The organism is Amycolatopsis thermophila, from assembly GCF_030814215.1.
Classification (GTDB): domain Bacteria; phylum Actinomycetota; class Actinomycetes; order Mycobacteriales; family Pseudonocardiaceae; genus Amycolatopsis_E; species Amycolatopsis_E thermophila.
The window spans coordinates 1876162-1893295 of the sequence record NZ_JAUSUT010000001.1 but is presented as its reverse complement, the minus strand read 5'-3'; the positions used below and the strand labels follow the sequence as shown (position 1 = coordinate 1893295).

Genomic DNA, 17134 nt, shown 5'->3' with positions numbered 1-17134 from the left:
GCTGGGGATTTCCCGCCGTTCAACGCCTAAACTTCGCCGCCGCGCGAGTGGCGGCCAGACCCAGGAGGAGGAAGACCGCCGCGACCCAGGCCAGCCGAGCGCCCGGCGCGAAGCGCAGTGCTCCCGCGCCCAGGACGCCGGCCACCGAGACCGCGAGGTAGATCGCGGACGCGTTCAGCGACACCACCAGCGCCGGTGTCGCGGGCGCTGCCTCGATCAGCTGGTGCTGTTGCGGGACCATGACCGACCACGACACGAGGCCGTAGACGACGACGGCGATCAGGGCGCCCGCGAAGGTCGCCGACGTCCAGGGCATGAGGGCGAAGTCCAGTACGCCCAGCGCCATGGCGACCGTGATGACCCGGGCCGGGCCGAAACGGTCGGTCCACCCGCCGGTGACGACGTTGCTGATCGTGCCGGCGACTCCGGCGGCGAACAGCAGGACGGTGAGGCGCACACCGTCCCCGCCGGTGGCGTCCTCGACGATCACGCTGAGGTAGATCGTGACCAGGTAGATCCCGGTGAACAGGGACACGGTCGCGGAGAGGACCAGCACGACGGTCCGGTCGCGCAGCGGGGCCAGGCGAGCCCGCAACCCGGTGACCGGCGGGTTCGGCACCGGCGGCAGCCACAGTGCGACACCGGCCGCGGCCACCACGCCGAGCGCGGCGACCAGCCACATCGTCTCGCGCCAGCTCGCGACGGTGCCGAGCAGCGTCCCGATCGGCACGCCCAGCGCGGTCGAGGACACCAGGCCGAGCGTGACCAGCGACATCGCGCGGCCGCGGCGGTGGGCCGGGGCCAAGGCGGCCGCCGACGTGGAGGCGGTCGGTGTGATCGCGGCCGCGCCGGCCGCGGCGATCACCCGTGAAGCCAGGGCGAGGCCGTAGCCGGGGGCGAGGGCCGTGACGGCGTTGCCCACCACGAAGACGCCGAGCGCGGCCAGCAGGACGGTCCGCCGCGGCCAGTTCCCGGTGACGGCGGCGAGCACCGGGGACAGCACGGCGTAGGCGAGCGCGAACACCGAGACGAGCTGACCGGCTTCGCCGATGCTCACGCCGAGCGACCGGGCGAGCTCGGGCAGGACGCCGTTGACGACGAACGCGTCCGTGCCGACGGCGAAGGTTGCGAGCGTCAGGACGCCGACGCGGGCGGGCAGACGGGAGGTGGTGACCACGGGTTTCCCCCAAAACGGTACTGATCGGTTCCGTCTGGACGGTACTGATCGGTTCCGTTTCTCGTCAAGATCGGTTACCGTGGAGACATGCCGACCAGGGCCCGGGAACGCCTCATGCGGACCGCCGAGGAGTTGTTCTACGCGGACGGAATCCGCGCGGTCGGGGTCGAACGGCTGCTGGAGGAGTCCGGGGTGGGGCGCGCGTCGTTCTACCGGCACTTCGCGGGCAAAGACGACCTGGTCGAGACGGTCCTGAGCGAACGCGACCGGCAGTGGCGGCAGTCGCTGGCCGACGGGGTCGCGGCACGCGGCGGCCACCCGCTGGCGGTGTTCGACTTCCTCGCCGAGCGATTCGAGCGGGCGGGCTACCGCGGGTGCGCGTTCATCAACGCGATGGCCGAGGTCGGCCACGCGGACGCGGCCGTGTACCGGCTGGCGCGGGCGCACAAGGGCGCGGTGACGGAGTACCTGGCGGCGCTGCTGGAGGAGGCGGGGTACGGCGAGAGCGGGCCGCTCGCGGCGCAGCTGATGCTGCTGATCGACGGCGCGCTGGTCACCGCCCTGCGCGAGCGCAGTGCCGAACCGGCTCACCGCGCGAAGGCGATCGCGGCCGCGTTGCTGGCGTGATCGCCGTGGCGAGCCGAGCCCGGCCTTCCGGAAGCGGGCGGTCCGTTACGGTCTGCTCGCCCGGGGACTGGCCCGAGGCGCCGGGTCGGTGAGGGCCTGTCGAGGTGAGGTCAGGACTTCACCAGGCGCGCGATCGCGTCGCTCGCCTCGCGGACCTTCACCTCGGCTTCCCGCCCGCCGGCCTTGGCGGCGTCCACCACGCACGTGGACAGGTGCTCGTCGAGCAGTTCGAGCGAGAACGACTGCAGTGCCTTCGTCGCCGCGGAGACCTGGGTCAGGATGTCGATGCAGTACTTGTCCTCTTCGACCATGCGCTGCAGGCCGCGGATCTGCCCCTCGATCCGGCGCAACCGCTTGAGGTAGGCGTCCTTGTCGCCGCTGTAGCTCGCCATGCCGCCTCCGCTCTCGAAAACTCCGCCCATCATACCCGGTCCAGGTATCCGTATCCTTGCGTCGGAGGGAGGCATCTGTTCATCTGATGATCTGAACAGGTATGGGAGGTTGCGGTGGGTGATCGGATCTCGCTCGGCGGGCGTGAACGGGCCTCGGTCGCGGGGATGGTGGCGTTCATCCTCGCGCTGAACGCGATCGGCTGGGGAGTGCTGCTCCTGCTGGTCGTGCCCCAGCACTTCGCGATCGGCGAGTCCGGGATCTTCGGCGTCGGGCTCGGCGTCACCGCCTTCACGCTCGGTATGCGCCACGCGTTCGACGCCGACCACATCGCCGCCATCGACAACACCACCCGGAAGCTCATCACCGACGGGCAGCGGCCGCTCAGCGTCGGCTTCTGGTTCTCCCTCGGGCATTCCACGATCGTGTTCGCCCTGTGTCTCCTGCTGTCACTCGGCGTGCGCGCGCTGGCCGGCGAGCTCGAGGACGACTCGTCGACCCTGCACGAGGTCACCGGCGTGATCGGCCTGTCCGTGTCCGGCGCGTTCCTGTGCCTGCTCGGCCTGGTCAACCTGGTGGTCCTGATCGGCATCCTCAAGGTCGCCCGCGAGATGCGCCGGGGCCGCTTCGACGAGGCCGAACTCGAGACCCGCCTCGCCCGGCGCGGTCTCGTCAACCGCGTCCTCGGCCGGGCCACCGCCGCGGTCCGCAAACCGTGGCACATCTACCCGGTAGGCGTACTGTTCGGCCTCGGGTTCGACACCGCCACCGAGGTCAGCCTGCTGGTGCTGGCCGGCGGCGCCGCCGCGTTCGCCCTGCCCTGGTACGCCATCCTCGTCCTGCCGGTCCTGTTCGCGGCGGGCATGACGCTGTTCGACGCGGCCGACGGGTTCCTCATGAACCACGCCTACGGGTGGGCCTTCGCCAGGCCCGTGCGCAAGATCTTCTACAACATCACCGTGACGGCCCTGTCGGTCGTGGTCGCCCTGGTCATCGGCGTCATCGAGCTGATCGCCGTGCTCGTCGACCAGGCCGGCATCACCGGCGGGCCGCTGCGGTCGATCGCCGAGCTGAACCTGGACCACGTCGGGTTCGTCCTCGCCGGCGTGTTCCTCGTGACCTGGGTGGTCGCCTGGCTGGTGTGGCGACTGGGCCGCATCGAGGAACGCTGGTCGACCGGCGTCGACTGACTCCCGGTACGGGTAGGGGGTATGATCTTGGCATGACTGAGACCGTCTACACCGTCACCGGGATGACCTGCCAGCACTGCGTCGCCTCCGTCACCGAGGAGGTCGGCAAGATCGAGGGCGTCGCCGACGTCAAGGTCGACCTGCCGACCGGTGCCGTCACCGTCGTGAGCACCGGTGAGCTGAGCGACGACGCCGTGCGCGCCGCCGTCGACGAGGCCGGGTACGAGCTCGCCGCCCGGTGACCCGATGACCGCCGCGCCCGAGCTCAGCGAGGTCGAACTGGCCATCGGCGGGATGACCTGCGCGTCGTGCGCCAACCGCATCGAGCGGAAGCTGAACAAGCTCGACGGCGTCACCGCCACGGTCAACTACGCCACCGAGAAGGCCAAGGTCAGCTACCCCGCCGACGTCGACCCGCAGCAGCTGGTGGACACGGTCGTGGCCGCCGGGTACTCGGCCACGCTGCCGCGCCCGGACGAGGACGAGGACACCGTCGCGGGTCTGCGTGAACGCGTGCTCACGGCGGCTGCCCTGTCGCTGCCCGTGGTTGTCCTGGCGATGGTCCCGGCCTGGCAGTTCGACTACTGGCAGTGGATCTCGCTGGCCCTGGCCACGCCGGTCGTGTTCGGTGCCGGCCTGCCGTTCCACCGCGCCGCGTGGACGAACCTCCGGCACGGCGCGGCGACGATGGACACGCTGATCTCGGTCGGCACCCTCGCCGCCTACGTGTGGTCGGTGTACGCGCTGGTGTTCGGGATGGCCGGCGAAATCGGGGCCCGGCACCCCTTCGAGTTCGCCATCGAGCGCGGCAGCGGTGAGGGCCGCATCTACCTCGAGGTCGCCACCGCGGTCACCACGTTCATCCTCGCCGGGCGGTACTTCGAGGCCCGCGCCAAGCGCCGCGCCGGCGCCGCCCTGCGGGCGCTGCTGGAGCTGGGGGCCAAGGACGTCGCGGTGCTGCGGGACGGCGCCGAGGTCCGCATCCCGGCGTCGCAGCTCGCCGTGGGCGACCGGTTCGTGGTCCGGCCGGGCGAGAAGATCGCGACCGACGGCGAGATCGAGGACGGCACGTCGGCGGTCGACACGAGCATGCTCACCGGCGAGTCCGTGCCGGTCGAGGCCGGGCCCGGCGATGCCGTCGTGGGGGCGACGGTCAATTCGGGGGGACGGCTGGTCGTGCGCGCCACCCGGGTCGGCTCGGATACGCAACTCGCGCAGATGGCCAAGCTCGTCGAGGCGGCGCAGACCGGGAAGGCGCAGGTCCAGCGCCTGGCCGACCGGGTGGCCGGCGTGTTCGTGCCGATCGTCCTGGTGCTCGCACTGGGCACGCTGGTGGCCTGGCTGGCCTCCGGCGGGTCCACGACGGCGGCCTTCACCGCGGCGGTCGCGGTGCTGATCATCGCCTGCCCGTGCGCCCTCGGCCTCGCCACGCCGACCGCACTGCTGGTCGGCACCGGTCGGGGGGCGCAGCTCGGGATCCTCATCAAGGGCCCCGAGGTGCTGGAGTCCACGCGCCGGATCGACACCGTCGTGCTCGACAAGACCGGCACCGTCACCACCGGGCGCATGTCGCTCGTGGACGTCCGCGTGGCCGACGGCGAGCGCCGGGACGAGGTGCTGCGCATGGCCGGTGCCCTGGAGCACGCGTCCGAGCACCCGGTGGCCAGGGCCATCGCGGCAGCGGTGGACGACCACGCGCCGGTGTCGGAGTTCCGCAACGTCGAGGGCCGCGGCGTGCAGGGCGTGGTCGAGGGCCGGGCCGTCGTGGCCGGGCGGGCCGCGCTGCTGGACGACTGGGGTCTGCACCTGCCCGACGCGCTCGCCGAAGCGAGGGCCGAGGCGGAGAAGCTCGGCCGGACCGTGGTCGGTGTGGGCTGGGACGGCCGGGTCCGGGCGGTCCTGGTGGTGGCCGACACCGTCAAGCCGACCTCCGCCGAGGCGGTGCGCCGGCTGCGGGCGCTCGGCCTGCGTCCCGTGCTGCTGACCGGCGACAACGAGGCGGCCGCGCAGGCGGTCGCGCGCGAGGTCGGCATCAGCGAAGTGATCGCCGAAGTGCTGCCCGCCGACAAGGTCGACGCGGTGAAACGCCTGCAGGACCGGGGATGCCGGGTCGCGGTGGTCGGTGACGGCGTGAACGACGCGGCCGCGCTGGCGCAGGCCGACCTCGGACTGGCGATGGGCACCGGCACCGACGTGGCCATCGAGGCGAGCGACCTGACACTGGTGCGCGGCGACCTGCGAGCCGCGGCCGACGCGATCCGGCTCGCGCGCCGCACGCTCGGCACCATCAAGAGCAACCTGTTCTGGGCGTTCGCCTACAACGTGGCCGCACTACCGCTGGCCGCGCTCGGGCTGCTCAACCCGATGATCGCCGGTGCCGCGATGGCGCTGAGCTCGGTGTTCGTGGTGAGCAATTCGCTGCGACTGCGCACGTTCTCGTAAGGAAAACACAGTACCGCGCTTCCCTGGCGTCCGATTACGGTGACGGTGTCGGATTCTGGGGAGGCGTGATGCCGGACGCGATCGTGATCGGAGGCGGCCAGTCCGGCCTCGCCGCGGCGTACGCGCTGCGGGAGGCCGGGCTCGAGCCGCTGGTGCTGGAAGCGGGGAGCGAGCCCGTCGGTTCGTGGCCGCGTTACTACGACAGCCTCACGTTGTTCTCGCCCGCACGCTACAGTTCCCTGCCCGGTAAGCGATTTCCGGGCGATCCGCGGCACTACCCGCACCGTTACGAGGTGGTCGGGTACCTGCGCGACTACGCGTCCGCGCTGGACGCCGACATCCGCACCGGGCACCGGGTGGAATCGGTGCACCACAACGGGAGTTTCGTCGTCCGCGCCGGTCACGAGTTCGAGGCGCCGGTCGTGGTGGCCGCCAGCGGGTGGTTCGGCCGGCCGCACGTCCCGGCGTTGCCGGGGCTGGACTCCTTCGCCGGCGCGGTGATGCACGCCGCGGACTACCGCGAGCCGAGTGCGTTCGCCGGGCAGCGGATCATCGTCGTCGGCGCCGGCAACTCCGGCGTGCAGATCGGCGCCGAACTGGCCGACCACGCGTCGGTGACGATCGCGACGCGCAAGCCCGTGCGGTACGCGCCGCAGCGGCCCCTGGGGCGGGACCTGCAGTTCTGGCTCACCGTCACCGGTGCCGCCCGCCTTCCCCGGAGCGTCAAGGGCGACCCGCCGACCGTGCCGGTGCTCGACACCGGCTACTACCGCGGCCGCATCCGCGACGGCCGCCCCGATCGCCGCCCGATGTTCACCCGGCTCGAGGGCCGCCACGTGATCTGGTCCGACGGCCGCCGCGAACCCGTCGACACCCTCCTGCTCGCCACCGGGTACCGGCCGGACATGCCCTACCTCGACGGTCTCGGCGCGCTGGACGAGCGCGGCGTGCCCCGGCACCGGCGCGGCGTCTCCACCTCGGTCCCCGGCCTCGGGTACGTCGGACTGGAGTGGCAGAGCACCCTGGTGTCCGCGAGCCTGCGCGGCGTGGGCCGCGACGCGCGGTACGTGGTCCGCCGCCTGGCCGCCATGAGGTAGAAGGGACGGTGTGACCGATCGAAACGGGGCGTTGTCCGGCGTTGTCGTCGCCGACTTCAGCCGGGTGCTCGCCGCGCCGTACGCGACCATGCTGCTGGCCGACCTCGGTGCCGAGGTGATCAAGGTGGAACGGCCCGGCGCCGGTGACGACACCCGCGCCTGGGGGCCGCCGCACGCCGACGGCGAGGCCGTCTACTTCCGGTCGGTCAACCGCAACAAGCGCTCGATCGCCCTCGACCTCGGCGACGCGGACGACCTGGCCGCCGCGAAGGCCCTCGCGCGGCGGGCCGACGTGCTGGTCGAGAACTTCCGCCCGGGCACGATGGCCCGGTACGGCCTCGGCTACGACGACCTCGCCGGGGACAACCCCGGCCTGGTGTACTGCTCGATCTCCGGGTTCGGCAGCGGGGCGGGCGCGGCCCTACCCGGCTACGACCTGCTCCTGCAGGCCGTGGGCGGGCTGATGAGCGTCACCGGGCCCGCGCCGGGCGAACCGACGAAGGTGGGTGTCGCGCTGGTCGACGTCCTCACCGGCCTGCACGCCGCGGTCGGGATCCTGTCCGCGCTGCGCCACCGCGACGCGACCGGTGAGGGGCAACTGCTCGAGATCAGCCTGCTCGGAGCCCTGTTGTCGAGCATGGTCAACCAGAGCGCGAACCACGTGATGGCCGACGTCGTGCCCGGCATCCTGGGCAACCGGCACCCGTCGGTCGCGCCGTACGAGGTGTTCCAGGCCGCCGACCGGCCGATCGTGATCGCGGTGGGCAACGACCGGCAGTTCGCGGCGCTCACCGGGGCGCTCGGCATCCCCGAGCTGGCCGGCGACGAACGCTTCGCTACCAACGCCCAGCGGGTCGCGCACGTCGCCGAACTGGCCGACCTGCTCGGCGCCCGGCTCCGCACCGGAACGGCCGACGAGTGGTTCGAGCTGCTCACGCCCCTGGGGGTGCCGTGCGGCCCGGTCAACGACCTCGCCGAGGCGTTCCAGCTCGCCGACCGGCTCGGGCTCGCGCCGCGCGTGCCGCTGGGCGGGCTCGACGTCGTGCGCAACCCGATCGGCCTGACCAAGACGCCGCCGACCTACCGCCAGGCGCCGCCGAAACTCGGCGAGCACACCGACGAAGTGCGCGCCTGGCTCAAGGAGGACTAGCTGTAGTGCCCGGGGAGGTTGTGAACGGCGGGACACGTAGTTGATGATCTTGAGGTGAGGGAGGACCTCCGGGTTCGGTGTGGATCACCACAATCTGCACCGCTCCTCAGGAGGTCCTCGTGTCCCACCGTAACGCTCCGCTGACTCCGACCGGCAGGCTGCGTCTGGCTCGGTGTGTCGTGGAGGAGGGGTGGCCGTTGCGGCGGGCGGCGGAGCGGTTCCAGGTGTCGGTGGCCACCGTGCAGCGGTGGACTGATCGCTACCGTGCCGGGGGTGAGGCCGGCATGGTCGACCGGTCCTCACGTCCGCATCACAGCCCGCATCGGACACCGACCCGGACCGAGCGGCGGATCATCAAGGTCCGGGTGGTGCGCCGGTGGGGGCCGGCGCGCATCGCTGCCCTGCTGGGGTTGGTCGCCTCCACCGTGCATCGGGTGCTGACCCGCTACGGCTTGGCGCGGCTGGCCGATCTGGACCGGGCCACCGGGCGGGTGGTGCGCCGCTACGAACGCGCCGCCCCGGGCGAGCTGGTGCATGTCGACATCAAGAAGCTGGGCAACATCCCCGGCGGCGGCGGCCACAAGATCTGCGACCGCGCCACCGGCAACCAGCACCGCAAGGCCACCACCACCGCCCGCTACCCGCACGGCAAACCCCAGATCGGCTATAGCTACCTGCACAACGCCGTGGACGACCACTCCCGGCTGGCCTACACCGAGATCCTGCCCGATGAGACGAAGGCCACCGCGGTCGCGTTCTGGCACCGAGCGCAGGCGTTCTTCGCCTCCCACGGCATCACCGTGCAGCGGGTACTGACCGACAACGGCTCCTGCTATCGCTCACGCGACTGGCGCAACACCCTCACCCACGCCGGTATCCAGCACAAACGCACCCGCCCCTACCCGCAAACCAACGGGAAAGTGGAGCGGTTCAACCGCACCCTGCTCGACGAATGGGCCTACGCCCAGCCCTACACATCAGACACCGCACGGCGCGCCGCGTTGCCCGACTTCCTCCACCACTACAACCATCACCGCCACCACGCCAGCATCGGCGGCCCACCCACCACCCGCATACCCAACCTCACGGGACAGAACATCTAGCGCGTGTCTGACAACGCCTTGGTCCAGGTGATCACGGCACGCCATCACGAGTAGCCGAGTCCGTGAGTCGCTAGCGGTTCGGCAGCAGTTCCTGCGCCTTGGTCTTCAAGCCCTCGACCAGGACGTGCCACGCGTCGCGGTCGCCCTTGAGCATCGCCTCCGTGGTGGACTTGATCTGCTCGAACGTGGCGTGCGGCGGGATCGGCGGCACCTCCGGGTCGCAGCGCACGTCCAGCAGCGACGGCCGGTCCGCCGACAGCACCCGGTCCCACGCCGCGCCCAGCTGGTCCGGCGAATCGACGGCGACCGCCTCGAACCCGAGCGACCGGGCGAACTCCGCGTAGGAGAACTCCGGCAGCGACTGGGAGTCCTCGAACTTCGGCGAACCGCCCATCGCGCGCAGTTCCCACGTGACCTGGTTGAGGTCGTTGTTGTGGAACACGCACACGACCAGCCGCGGATCCGACCACAGGTGGTGGTAGCGCTGGATGGTGAGCAGTTCGGCCATCCCGTTCATCTGCATCGCGCCGTCGCCCTCGAGCGCGATCACCGGCCGGCCGGGACAGGCGAACTTCGCCCCGATCGCGTACGGCACGCCCGGCCCCATCGTGGCGAGTGTCCCGGACAGCGTGCTGCGCATCCGCCCGCGGATCTTCAGGTTCCGGGCGTACCAGTTGGTCGAGGAACCCGAGTCGGCGGTGACGATCGCGTCCTCCGGGATGCGCTGCGACAGCTCGTGCACGACCCGCATCGGGTTGACCGGGTCCGCGTCGACCATCGCCTGCTGCTCGACGGTCTCCCACCAGGACGCGACGTTCTTCTCGATCGTCTCCCGCCAGCCGCGGTTCTCCTTGCGCCGCACCATCGGCAGCAGCGACCGCAGCGTGCCCTTCGCCTCGCCGACCAGGTTCACCTCGGTCGGGTAGCGCATGCCGATCATGCTGCCGTCGATGTCGATCTGGATCGCGCGCGCCTTGCCGAACTCCGGCAGGAACTGGCTGTACGGGAAGTTCGACCCGACGATCAGCAACGTGTCGCAGTCGCGCATCATCTCGTAGCTGGGCCGCGTGCCGAGCAGGCCGATCGAGCCGGTCACGTACGGCAGGTCGTCGGGCAGGACGTCCTTGCCCAGCAACGCCTTCGCGACACCAGCGCCGGTCAGCTCGGCGATCTCCCGGACCTCGGCGGCGGCGTTGCGCGCGCCCTGCCCGATGAGGATCGCGACCTTCTCGCCCTCGTTGAGGATCTCCGCGGCGCGGGACAGTTCGTCCTCCGGCGGGATCACCACCGGGTGCGGGAACCCGGGCGGGCTCGAGGGCACCTGCTTGAACGCGTGCTTCGGCGCGGTGTACGGCTCTTCCTGCAGGTCGGCCGGGATGATGAGCGCCGTCGGCGCCCGCTTGGCCAGCGCCGTGCGGATGGCCCGGTCGAGCGCGTTGGGCAGCTGCTCGGCGACGTTGACCTCGACCAGGTACTCGCTGGCGACGTCCTTGAACAGCGGCTGCAGGTCCACTTCCTGCTGGTAGGACCCGCCCATCGCGCTGCGCGCGGTCTGCCCGACGATCGCCACCACCGGCACGTGGTCGAGCTTGGCGTCGTACAACCCGTTGAGGAGGTGGATGGCGCCCGGCCCCGAGGTCGCCATGCACACCCCGACGTGCCCGCTGAACTTGGCGTACCCCACCGCCTCGAACGCGGCCATCTCCTCGTGCCGGGCCTGGACGAACCGGGGGTGGTTGTCCGCCTTGCCGAACGCGGAGACGATGCCGTTGATCCCGTCTCCGGGGTAGGCGAAAACCTGCTCCACGTCCCATTCTCGCAGGCGCCGCAGCAAGTGGTCGCCGACCGTCTCCGACATGGAAAACTCCTCACGCTCCTCGGCTCAGTCCCACCAGGGGCTTACCCGTGGAGCCGCGGGCCGACACCTCCGGAACGGCGGTGCTGATCGCCTGCAGCGGAAGGCCGTCGTAGACCTGCAGCGTCTGCAGGTGGTGCAGCATGATCCCCTCGCGCAACGCCCACGGGCACACGTCGACCTTGCGGATGTCGAGCGTGTCCATGGTCGCCTTCGCGACGATCGCGCCGGCCAGGATCTGCCGGGCCCGCGGCGCGGAAACCCCGCGCAGGCGCGCCCGTTCCGACGTCTTCATCTCGGCCAGACGCGGGATCCACGCGTTGAGCGCTTCGACGGTGAGGGCGCGCCGCACGAACGGCCCCCGCCGTTGCGGCGGCGCCCCGGCCAGACGGGCCAGCTGCTTGAACGTCTTGGACGTGGCGACCGCGCGGGCCGGCACACCCTCCCACCGCAGCCGGTCGGCGACCTCGCGCAGCATGTCCCGCACGTGCCGCCGCAAGGCCTTGACCTGCTTGACCGACGGCGGGTCGTCGGGCAGGAACATCCGCGTCAGCCGGCCCGCGCCGAGCGGCAGGGAGAGCGTGAGCTGCGGTTCGGCGTCCCGGCCCAGCGCGATCTCCAGCGAACCGCCGCCGATGTCGAGCAGCAGCAGGCGTCCCGCCGACCAGCCGTACCAGCGGTGCGCGGCGGCGTAGGTGAGCCGAGCCTCGTCCTCACCGGTGAGGAACTGCGGACGCACGCTGGTGCGCTCCTCGATCCGGTTGATGATCTCGTCCCGGTTCTTCGCGTCGCGGATCGCCGACGTCGCGAACAGGAACAGCTGCTCGACGCGGTGCAACCGGGCCGCTTCCAGCGCCGCCTCCACCGCGTCCACCGCGCGGCACACCCCGGCCTCGGCGATCGCGCCGTCCTCCTCGATCTCCTCGGCCAGGCGTGTGGGCTCTTTCACCGCGAGCGCGGGCAATGGCGGTGCGCCCGGGTGGGCATCCACGATCTGGAGCTGTGCCGAGTTCGAGCCGATGTCGAGCACGCCGAGTCGCATAAGGGCCTATGTACCCCGTTTAACCCTGCGCCACACGGATATTCGTGAACTCATGGGAACGTTCAGGTACAGCGCGACCGCCGACCTGCCCGCCGACGAGGCGTTCGCGTTCATCTCCGACGCGCCGAACTTGCCGAGATTCCTCCCGCAGAAGCTCGCGGAGGGCTGGCTGCGCGCGGACGCGGCGAACCGGGAACTGGCGTGGGGCACCGAGAGCGACGGTGACGACTGCGGCGAGCTGCACGTCATCGAACGCGGCCCGGCGCAGTGCGAAATCACGATCAAGCTGCACACCGACCGCACCGACGAGGACCAGGTGCGCACGGAGATGGAGCAGGCGGTGGCCGCGCTGACCCACCGGGCCGCCGCGGGCGCCGACGAACAGCGCGAGGACAAGCACGCGGGCTGGGTTTGACCCGCGCGTGGTGCTCTAATCGGGCGCATGCGTGAACACGTGATCGTGTCGTCCACGACCGACAGCGAAACGACGGCCCGTGAGCTGGCGGCGCAGGCCGTCGAGGCGCGGCTGGGTGCCTGCGCCCAGATCGTGGGCCCGATCCTGAGCGTTTACCGGTGGGACGGCGAGGTGCAGGCCGACCCCGAGTGGCGCGTCGAGATCAAGACCGCGGCCGACCGGGTGGCGCCGCTGGTCGAGCTGATCAAGGAGCAGCACAACTACGAGGTCCCGGAGATCATCGCGACCCCCATCGAGGGCGGCAGCTCCGAGTACCTGGAATGGCTGGTGAGCGAGACCCGCGCCGGTTGATCGTCGAAGGGGAACTGGTCGCGCTCTCCGACTGTACGAAGTGGACGGTTTCGGTGCCCCGTCGCTCACCCGCCGGCCGAGCGACGGCGTGGCGGGATACCGGGACGTGATCTCCCGCGGCGGTGTACCGCCTGGTCCAGGGGCCGGGGTTCCGCTCGCCGACCGCGCCGCTGGGAACTTCCGGGGGCCGCGCGTAGTTTCGAGGGCATGGCGAGAAAGATCCGGTGGGTGGTGCCCGCGCTGCTGGGCGCGGCTGTGGGTGCGCTGTGGGAGATCCCGGTTTCCTTCGGCGGCAGGCCCGATCCCGAGCGCATGCGGCGCTCCCCGCAGTTCCACGACGGGCGTTTCCGGAACCTCGCCCCGCCGCTGGTGCAGCCCACCCGGGCGCGCGACCTGGTCGGCGAGATGGTGTTCGGCAAGCAGCAGCGCAAGCCGACGGGCCCCGTGCCGCTGGTGCCCGCGGGTGCTCCGGCCGACGCCGGGTTGCACGTGACCTGGTACGGGCACGCGTCGTCCCTGATCGAGATCGAGGGGCGGAAGGTGCTGGTGGACCCGGTGTGGGGCCGTCGGGTGTCGCCGTCGCGGTTCGTCGGGCCGAAGCGGATGCACGAGCCGCCGCACGAGTTGTCCGCGCTGCCGGAGCTGGACGTGATCATCGTTTCGCACGACCACTACGACCACCTGGACCGGCCGACGGTGGTGCGCCTGGCCCGTACCCAGAACGCGCCGTTCGTGGTGCCGCTCGGGGTGGGCGCGCACCTGCGGCGGTGGCGGATCCCGGCGGACCGGATCATCGAGCTGGACTGGGACGAGTCGGTGTCGGTGGCGGGGGTGGAGATCACCGCCGCGGCCGCCCAGCACTTCTCGGGTCGCGCGTTCACCCGCAACAACACGCTGTGGGCGTCGTGGATCGTGTCGCGGTCCGGGCGGAAGGTGTTCTACACGGCCGACTCGGGCTACTTCGAGGGCTACCGGACGATCGGCGAGAAGTACGGCCCGTTCGACGCGGCGCTGGTGCAGATCGGCGCGTACCACCCGGCGTGGCCCGACATCCACATGACGCCGGAAGAAGGAGTATCCGCGCACCGCGATGCGCGTGGTGGGCTGCTGATCCCGGTGCACTGGGGCACGTTCCGCCTGGCGATGCACGGCTGGAGCGAGCCTGCCGAGCGGGTGTGGAAGGAAGCGACGGCGCACGGGGTGGCGCTGGCCGTGCCCCGCCCCGGGGAGCGGATCGACGTGGACCAGCCCCAGCCCCTCAACCCCTGGTGGCAGCCGATCGGGTAGCTGCGCGCCGGCAGGCACCCAGCGCCGCCGAGGCCGAACGCCGCCACATCGCCGACCGGCTCCGGGGTCACGCCTCGCTGCGCACCATCGCCGCGGAGCGCCCGGGACCGCGCCGGCGCCCGCCAGGCCCGACCCGGATTCTTTTGATCTTCACAGCTGCGCCTCGCACGGCGAAAAGACAGGCGCTCCATGCGCGTCGACCTGGGCTTTCCCCCGGATCTTTGATCGTCGGGGCGACGCGGCCACCGGTCAGGGGCGCACCCTCGACAGTCCCACCCGGTCCGCGGCCCGGCGGATCTTGAAGAACGTGTTCCGGAACCACGCCATCAACGTCGCCCGCGCGTCCGGGTCCAGTTGTTCCTCCCCGGCGGCTTTGACGGCCTTGTAGTGGTCGATCAGGGTGTGCAGCCAGGCGTCGACGTCCCGCACGCTCTCCAGCTGCACCATGCCGCCGGTCTCCGGCAGCCGCCGCAGGAATTCTTCGTGCGTGTTGCGGACCCAGTGCGACAGCTTGAGGTCGATCTCGGGGATGACGACGGGCGGGTCCAGCTTGAAGGCCAGTCGCGAGCGCCAGCCCAGCAGCTCGCGCTCGACGGGGTGGTCCCAGCGGCCCGGCCGGCCCAGCTGGTGCCCCGCGATGCGGCGCTCGGCGAACCACAGGAAGTCCTCCGAACCGCGGCGGAGGGTGCTGATCATCGACGGCGCGAGTGCGCCGATCACGGTCCGATCGACGACGTCCCACGTCGTGCCGCCCGCGAACGGGCTGTCGATCTTGAGGGTCTTCACGGTCCGCACCCTTGATTACTGCCCTATCTTCCCGTTTGTCCGCAACCCGCCATCCGTGTGCTTTACCTCATGCCGAGCCGGCGGTCGATGCTGATCTCGATCACGATCCGTTCCGGATGGGGCGTCGGGTGGCGCTGGTACCGCACGGCGTACCGGGCTTCCGCGTCGGACACCGACTCCGGATCCTCCCGCACCACAGCGGTTCCCTCCAAAGTCGACCAGCGGCGGCCCTCCACCTGGCTCACCGCGACCCACGCGGACCCGCTCGCCAGCACGTTGCGCGCCTTCACGCTCCCACGCCGGCAGATCACCCGCGCTGTGGTGAAGTTCTCGTCCACAGTGACCCCGACGGGCACCACGTGCGGCCTCCCGTTCGGACGCAGCGTGGTCAACATGCACACGCGTCGTTCCGCCCAGAACGCCCGCAGATCGTCACTGGGCGCCTCGGTGGTCGTGGTCATGCGCGTCCCTTCGCGTCGGCTGGGGTCCATCTTGCCAAGATCTTCTCCATGATGGGCTCCACCCACGCGCTCACCGGCTGGTGCGCCGGTCTCGCGCTCGCCCCGGCCATCGGCGCCGGCTCCGTGCACCAGGCGCTGGCGTTCGCCGCGACCACCGCGGGTTTCGCGCTGCTGCCGGACCTCGACCACCCCGGCGCTCGCGCCTCGAAACTGCTGGGGCCGATCACCGGCCTGCTGTGCTGGCTGTTGCGCCACGCCTCGGCGGGCCTGTACTCGATCACGAAGGGTCCGCGCGACGAGCGGCGCAAGGGCAGCCACCGCCACCTGTCGCACACCATCCTGTTCGCGGCCGGGCTCGGTGCCGCGACGACGGCGGGCACGCGCGCGGGCGGCTGGTACGTGGTCGCCGCGGTGGTGGTGTTCGCGCTGCTGCTCGCGGCCGACGCGCTGGGCGACTGGCTGCTGCTGGTCGCCGGTGGCGGGGTCGTCTGGTGGGCGCTGACCGCGAGCGCGGAGGCGGAGCTGTCGCAGCTGACCGGCTGGCTGGGGATCGCCGTCGCCACCGGGTGCTTCACGCATTGCCTCGGGGACGCGCTCACCGAGGCCGGCTGCCCGTTCCTGTTCCCGGTGCCGATCGCCGGGGAGACCTGGTACGAGCTGCGCCTGCCCAGGTTGCTGCGGTTCCGCACCGGCAAGGGGGTGGAGAAGTTCCTGATCGTGCCGGTGTTCACGGTGCTGGCCGTGCTGCTCGTGCCCGGCGCGTGGCCCGGACTGGTGGGGCTTTTCGCGGAACCGACCGTCACCGCAGGCGGCTAGAATCGGACATGATGACCACCTCCGCGGGCCGAACCGGACTGCGTGCCGACGCGCGCCGCAACCGCGCGCGTGTGCTCGCGGCCGCGCAGGAGGCGTTCGCGGATGAGGGGCCGTCGGTGCCGCTCGACGAGATCGCGCGCCGCGCGGGGGTCGGCGCGGGCACCGTCTACCGGCATTTCCCCAGCAAGGAGCTGTTGTTCGAGGCCGTCGTCCTGGACCGCATCGAGTGGCTGGCCGAGCAGGCGCGGGAGCGGCTCGGTGCGCCCGACCCCGGCGCGGCGTTCTTCGAATTCCTCGACGTGGTCGCCGAAGAGGCGCTGCTGAACAAGGCCCTGTGCGACGCCCTCGAGGAGAGCACGGGCATCCCGGTCAAGGCGGCGTCGGACGAACGGCGGGAGTTCCGCGCGGCGTTCGCCGACCTGCTGCGCCGGGCGCAGGCCGCCGGCGCCGTCCGGTTGGACGTCGAACCCGGCGACCTGACCGCCCTGCTCGCGGGCTACCTCGCGATCCGGCGCCAGGCCCCGCAGGGCCGCCCGCTGGCGCGGATCATCAGCGACGGTCTGCGCGCCTAGCGCTGCACGGCCATCTCGCCGAGTTCGGACCAATCGTCCTGGGGCACCTCGAAGTTCACGATCCGCGGGGTCTCCGCCAGGTGCGGCGGCAGGTGCTGCTGCGCGGCCTTGAAGTGGTCCGACTGCACGTGCGCCGCACCGGCGTCGCCGTCGCGGAAGGCCTCGACCAGCACGTACTCGTTGGGGTCCTCGACACTGCGGGACCAGTCGAACCACAGGCAACCGGGCTCGGCGCGGGTGGCGAGGGTGAAGTCGCGGGCGATGGCGGGCCAGTCGTCGGCGTACTCGGGCAGGATGCGGAACTTCGCGGTGATGAAAATCATGGCTCTACCGTAAGGGCAGCGAGACCGGCCCGTCACCCCCCGCGACCGTC

Annotated in this window: 19 protein-coding genes; 12 read left to right on the top strand and 7 right to left on the bottom strand. The window is 71.3% G+C overall.

The annotated features are described in order from the left end of the window. Nucleotides 1-19: 19 nt before the first annotated feature. A complete protein-coding gene (locus FB470_RS09315) occupies nucleotides 20-1177 on the bottom strand; it encodes an MFS transporter (protein ID WP_306990432.1) in 1158 nt (385 codons plus the stop codon). 87 nt (nucleotides 1178-1264) lie between these two features. Here FB470_RS09315 and FB470_RS09310 point away from each other — a divergent pair, with 87 nt between their 5' ends. Further along, the gene (locus FB470_RS09310; RefSeq protein ID WP_306990430.1) at nucleotides 1265-1804 is read left to right on the top strand and encodes a TetR/AcrR family transcriptional regulator; all 540 of its coding nucleotides are present in this window, start codon (nucleotides 1265-1267) and stop codon (nucleotides 1802-1804) included. Nucleotides 1805-1914: 110 nt separating this feature from the next. Here FB470_RS09310 and FB470_RS09305 read toward each other — a convergent pair whose 3' ends face one another. After that, nucleotides 1915-2196, bottom strand: a complete 282-nt coding sequence (locus FB470_RS09305) for a metal-sensitive transcriptional regulator (protein ID WP_306990428.1) — start codon at nucleotides 2194-2196, stop codon at nucleotides 1915-1917. Nucleotides 2197-2361: 165 nt separating this feature from the next. On the opposite strand from FB470_RS09305, the gene nicT reads away from it, so the two are divergent. From nicT to FB470_RS09275, 6 genes are all read left to right on the top strand, one after another. Continuing rightward, nucleotides 2362-3384, top strand: coding sequence for a Nickel transporter NicT (gene nicT, locus FB470_RS09300; protein WP_306999154.1), 1023 nt, complete (start codon nucleotides 2362-2364; stop codon nucleotides 3382-3384). Between the two features lie 32 nt (nucleotides 3385-3416). After that, nucleotides 3417-3626 (top strand): heavy-metal-associated domain-containing protein, encoded by a 210-nt coding sequence (locus FB470_RS09295; protein WP_306990427.1) that lies wholly within the window; start codon nucleotides 3417-3419, stop codon nucleotides 3624-3626. Nucleotides 3627-3630: 4 nt separating this feature from the next. Then, nucleotides 3631-5826 (top strand): heavy metal translocating P-type ATPase, encoded by a 2196-nt coding sequence (locus FB470_RS09290; RefSeq protein ID WP_306990426.1) that lies wholly within the window; start codon nucleotides 3631-3633, stop codon nucleotides 5824-5826. A 68-nt stretch (nucleotides 5827-5894) separates the two neighbouring features. Then, nucleotides 5895-6923 (top strand): flavin-containing monooxygenase, encoded by a 1029-nt coding sequence (locus tag FB470_RS09285; RefSeq protein WP_306990425.1) that lies wholly within the window; start codon nucleotides 5895-5897, stop codon nucleotides 6921-6923. A 10-nt stretch (nucleotides 6924-6933) separates the two neighbouring features. Beyond that, nucleotides 6934-8073, top strand: coding sequence for a CaiB/BaiF CoA transferase family protein (locus tag FB470_RS09280; RefSeq protein ID WP_306990423.1), 1140 nt, complete (start codon nucleotides 6934-6936; stop codon nucleotides 8071-8073). Between the two features lie 119 nt (nucleotides 8074-8192). Next, the gene (locus tag FB470_RS09275) at nucleotides 8193-9176 is read left to right on the top strand and encodes an IS481 family transposase (RefSeq protein WP_306990422.1); all 984 of its coding nucleotides are present in this window, start codon (nucleotides 8193-8195) and stop codon (nucleotides 9174-9176) included. A gap of 70 nt (nucleotides 9177-9246) precedes the next feature. On the opposite strand, the gene FB470_RS09270 is transcribed toward FB470_RS09275, so the two are convergent. Then, nucleotides 9247-11034: a thiamine pyrophosphate-requiring protein gene (locus FB470_RS09270; RefSeq protein ID WP_306990421.1), complete on the bottom strand. Its 1788-nt coding sequence runs from the start codon at nucleotides 11032-11034 to the stop codon at nucleotides 9247-9249. Nucleotides 11035-11044: 10 nt separating this feature from the next. Continuing rightward, nucleotides 11045-12073: a Ppx/GppA phosphatase family protein gene (locus tag FB470_RS09265; RefSeq protein ID WP_306990419.1), complete on the bottom strand. Its 1029-nt coding sequence runs from the start codon at nucleotides 12071-12073 to the stop codon at nucleotides 11045-11047. A gap of 52 nt (nucleotides 12074-12125) precedes the next feature. Between FB470_RS09265 and FB470_RS09260 the strand changes: the two genes are divergently transcribed. The 3 genes from FB470_RS09260 (at nucleotide 12126) to FB470_RS09250 (ending at nucleotide 14126) form a co-directional block, all read left to right on the top strand. Next, nucleotides 12126-12488 carry an SRPBCC family protein gene (locus FB470_RS09260; protein ID WP_306990418.1) on the top strand — a complete coding sequence of 121 codons (363 nt, stop codon included), beginning with the start codon at nucleotides 12126-12128 and terminating at the stop codon, nucleotides 12486-12488. A gap of 27 nt (nucleotides 12489-12515) precedes the next feature. After that, entirely contained in the window at nucleotides 12516-12839 is a 324-nt protein-coding gene (gene cutA / locus FB470_RS09255; protein WP_306990417.1) for a divalent-cation tolerance protein CutA, read from the top strand. 207 nt (nucleotides 12840-13046) lie between these two features. Next, nucleotides 13047-14126, top strand: a complete 1080-nt coding sequence (locus FB470_RS09250) for an MBL fold metallo-hydrolase (RefSeq protein WP_306990416.1) — start codon at nucleotides 13047-13049, stop codon at nucleotides 14124-14126. 249 nt (nucleotides 14127-14375) lie between these two features. Here FB470_RS09250 and FB470_RS09245 read toward each other — a convergent pair whose 3' ends face one another. Continuing rightward, on the bottom strand, nucleotides 14376-14912 hold the full coding sequence (locus FB470_RS09245) for a hypothetical protein (protein ID WP_306990415.1): 537 nt from the start codon (nucleotides 14910-14912) through the stop codon (nucleotides 14376-14378). Between the two features lie 62 nt (nucleotides 14913-14974). After that, nucleotides 14975-15403, bottom strand: a complete 429-nt coding sequence (locus tag FB470_RS09240; RefSeq protein ID WP_370876456.1) for a TIGR03618 family F420-dependent PPOX class oxidoreductase — start codon at nucleotides 15401-15403, stop codon at nucleotides 14975-14977. 21 nt (nucleotides 15404-15424) lie between these two features. On the opposite strand from FB470_RS09240, the gene FB470_RS09235 reads away from it, so the two are divergent. Beyond that, entirely contained in the window at nucleotides 15425-16189 is a 765-nt protein-coding gene (locus FB470_RS09235; protein ID WP_306999151.1) for a metal-dependent hydrolase, read from the top strand. 11 nt (nucleotides 16190-16200) lie between these two features. Then, complete coding sequence (locus FB470_RS09230; RefSeq protein WP_306990412.1) at nucleotides 16201-16761, top strand: TetR/AcrR family transcriptional regulator; 561 nt, start codon at nucleotides 16201-16203, stop codon at nucleotides 16759-16761. On the opposite strand, the gene FB470_RS09225 is transcribed toward FB470_RS09230, so the two are convergent. Beyond that, nucleotides 16758-17084, bottom strand: coding sequence for a putative quinol monooxygenase (locus FB470_RS09225; protein WP_306990410.1), 327 nt, complete (start codon nucleotides 17082-17084; stop codon nucleotides 16758-16760). The genes FB470_RS09230 and FB470_RS09225 overlap by 4 nt on opposite strands. Between the last annotated feature and the right edge of the window lie 50 nt (nucleotides 17085-17134).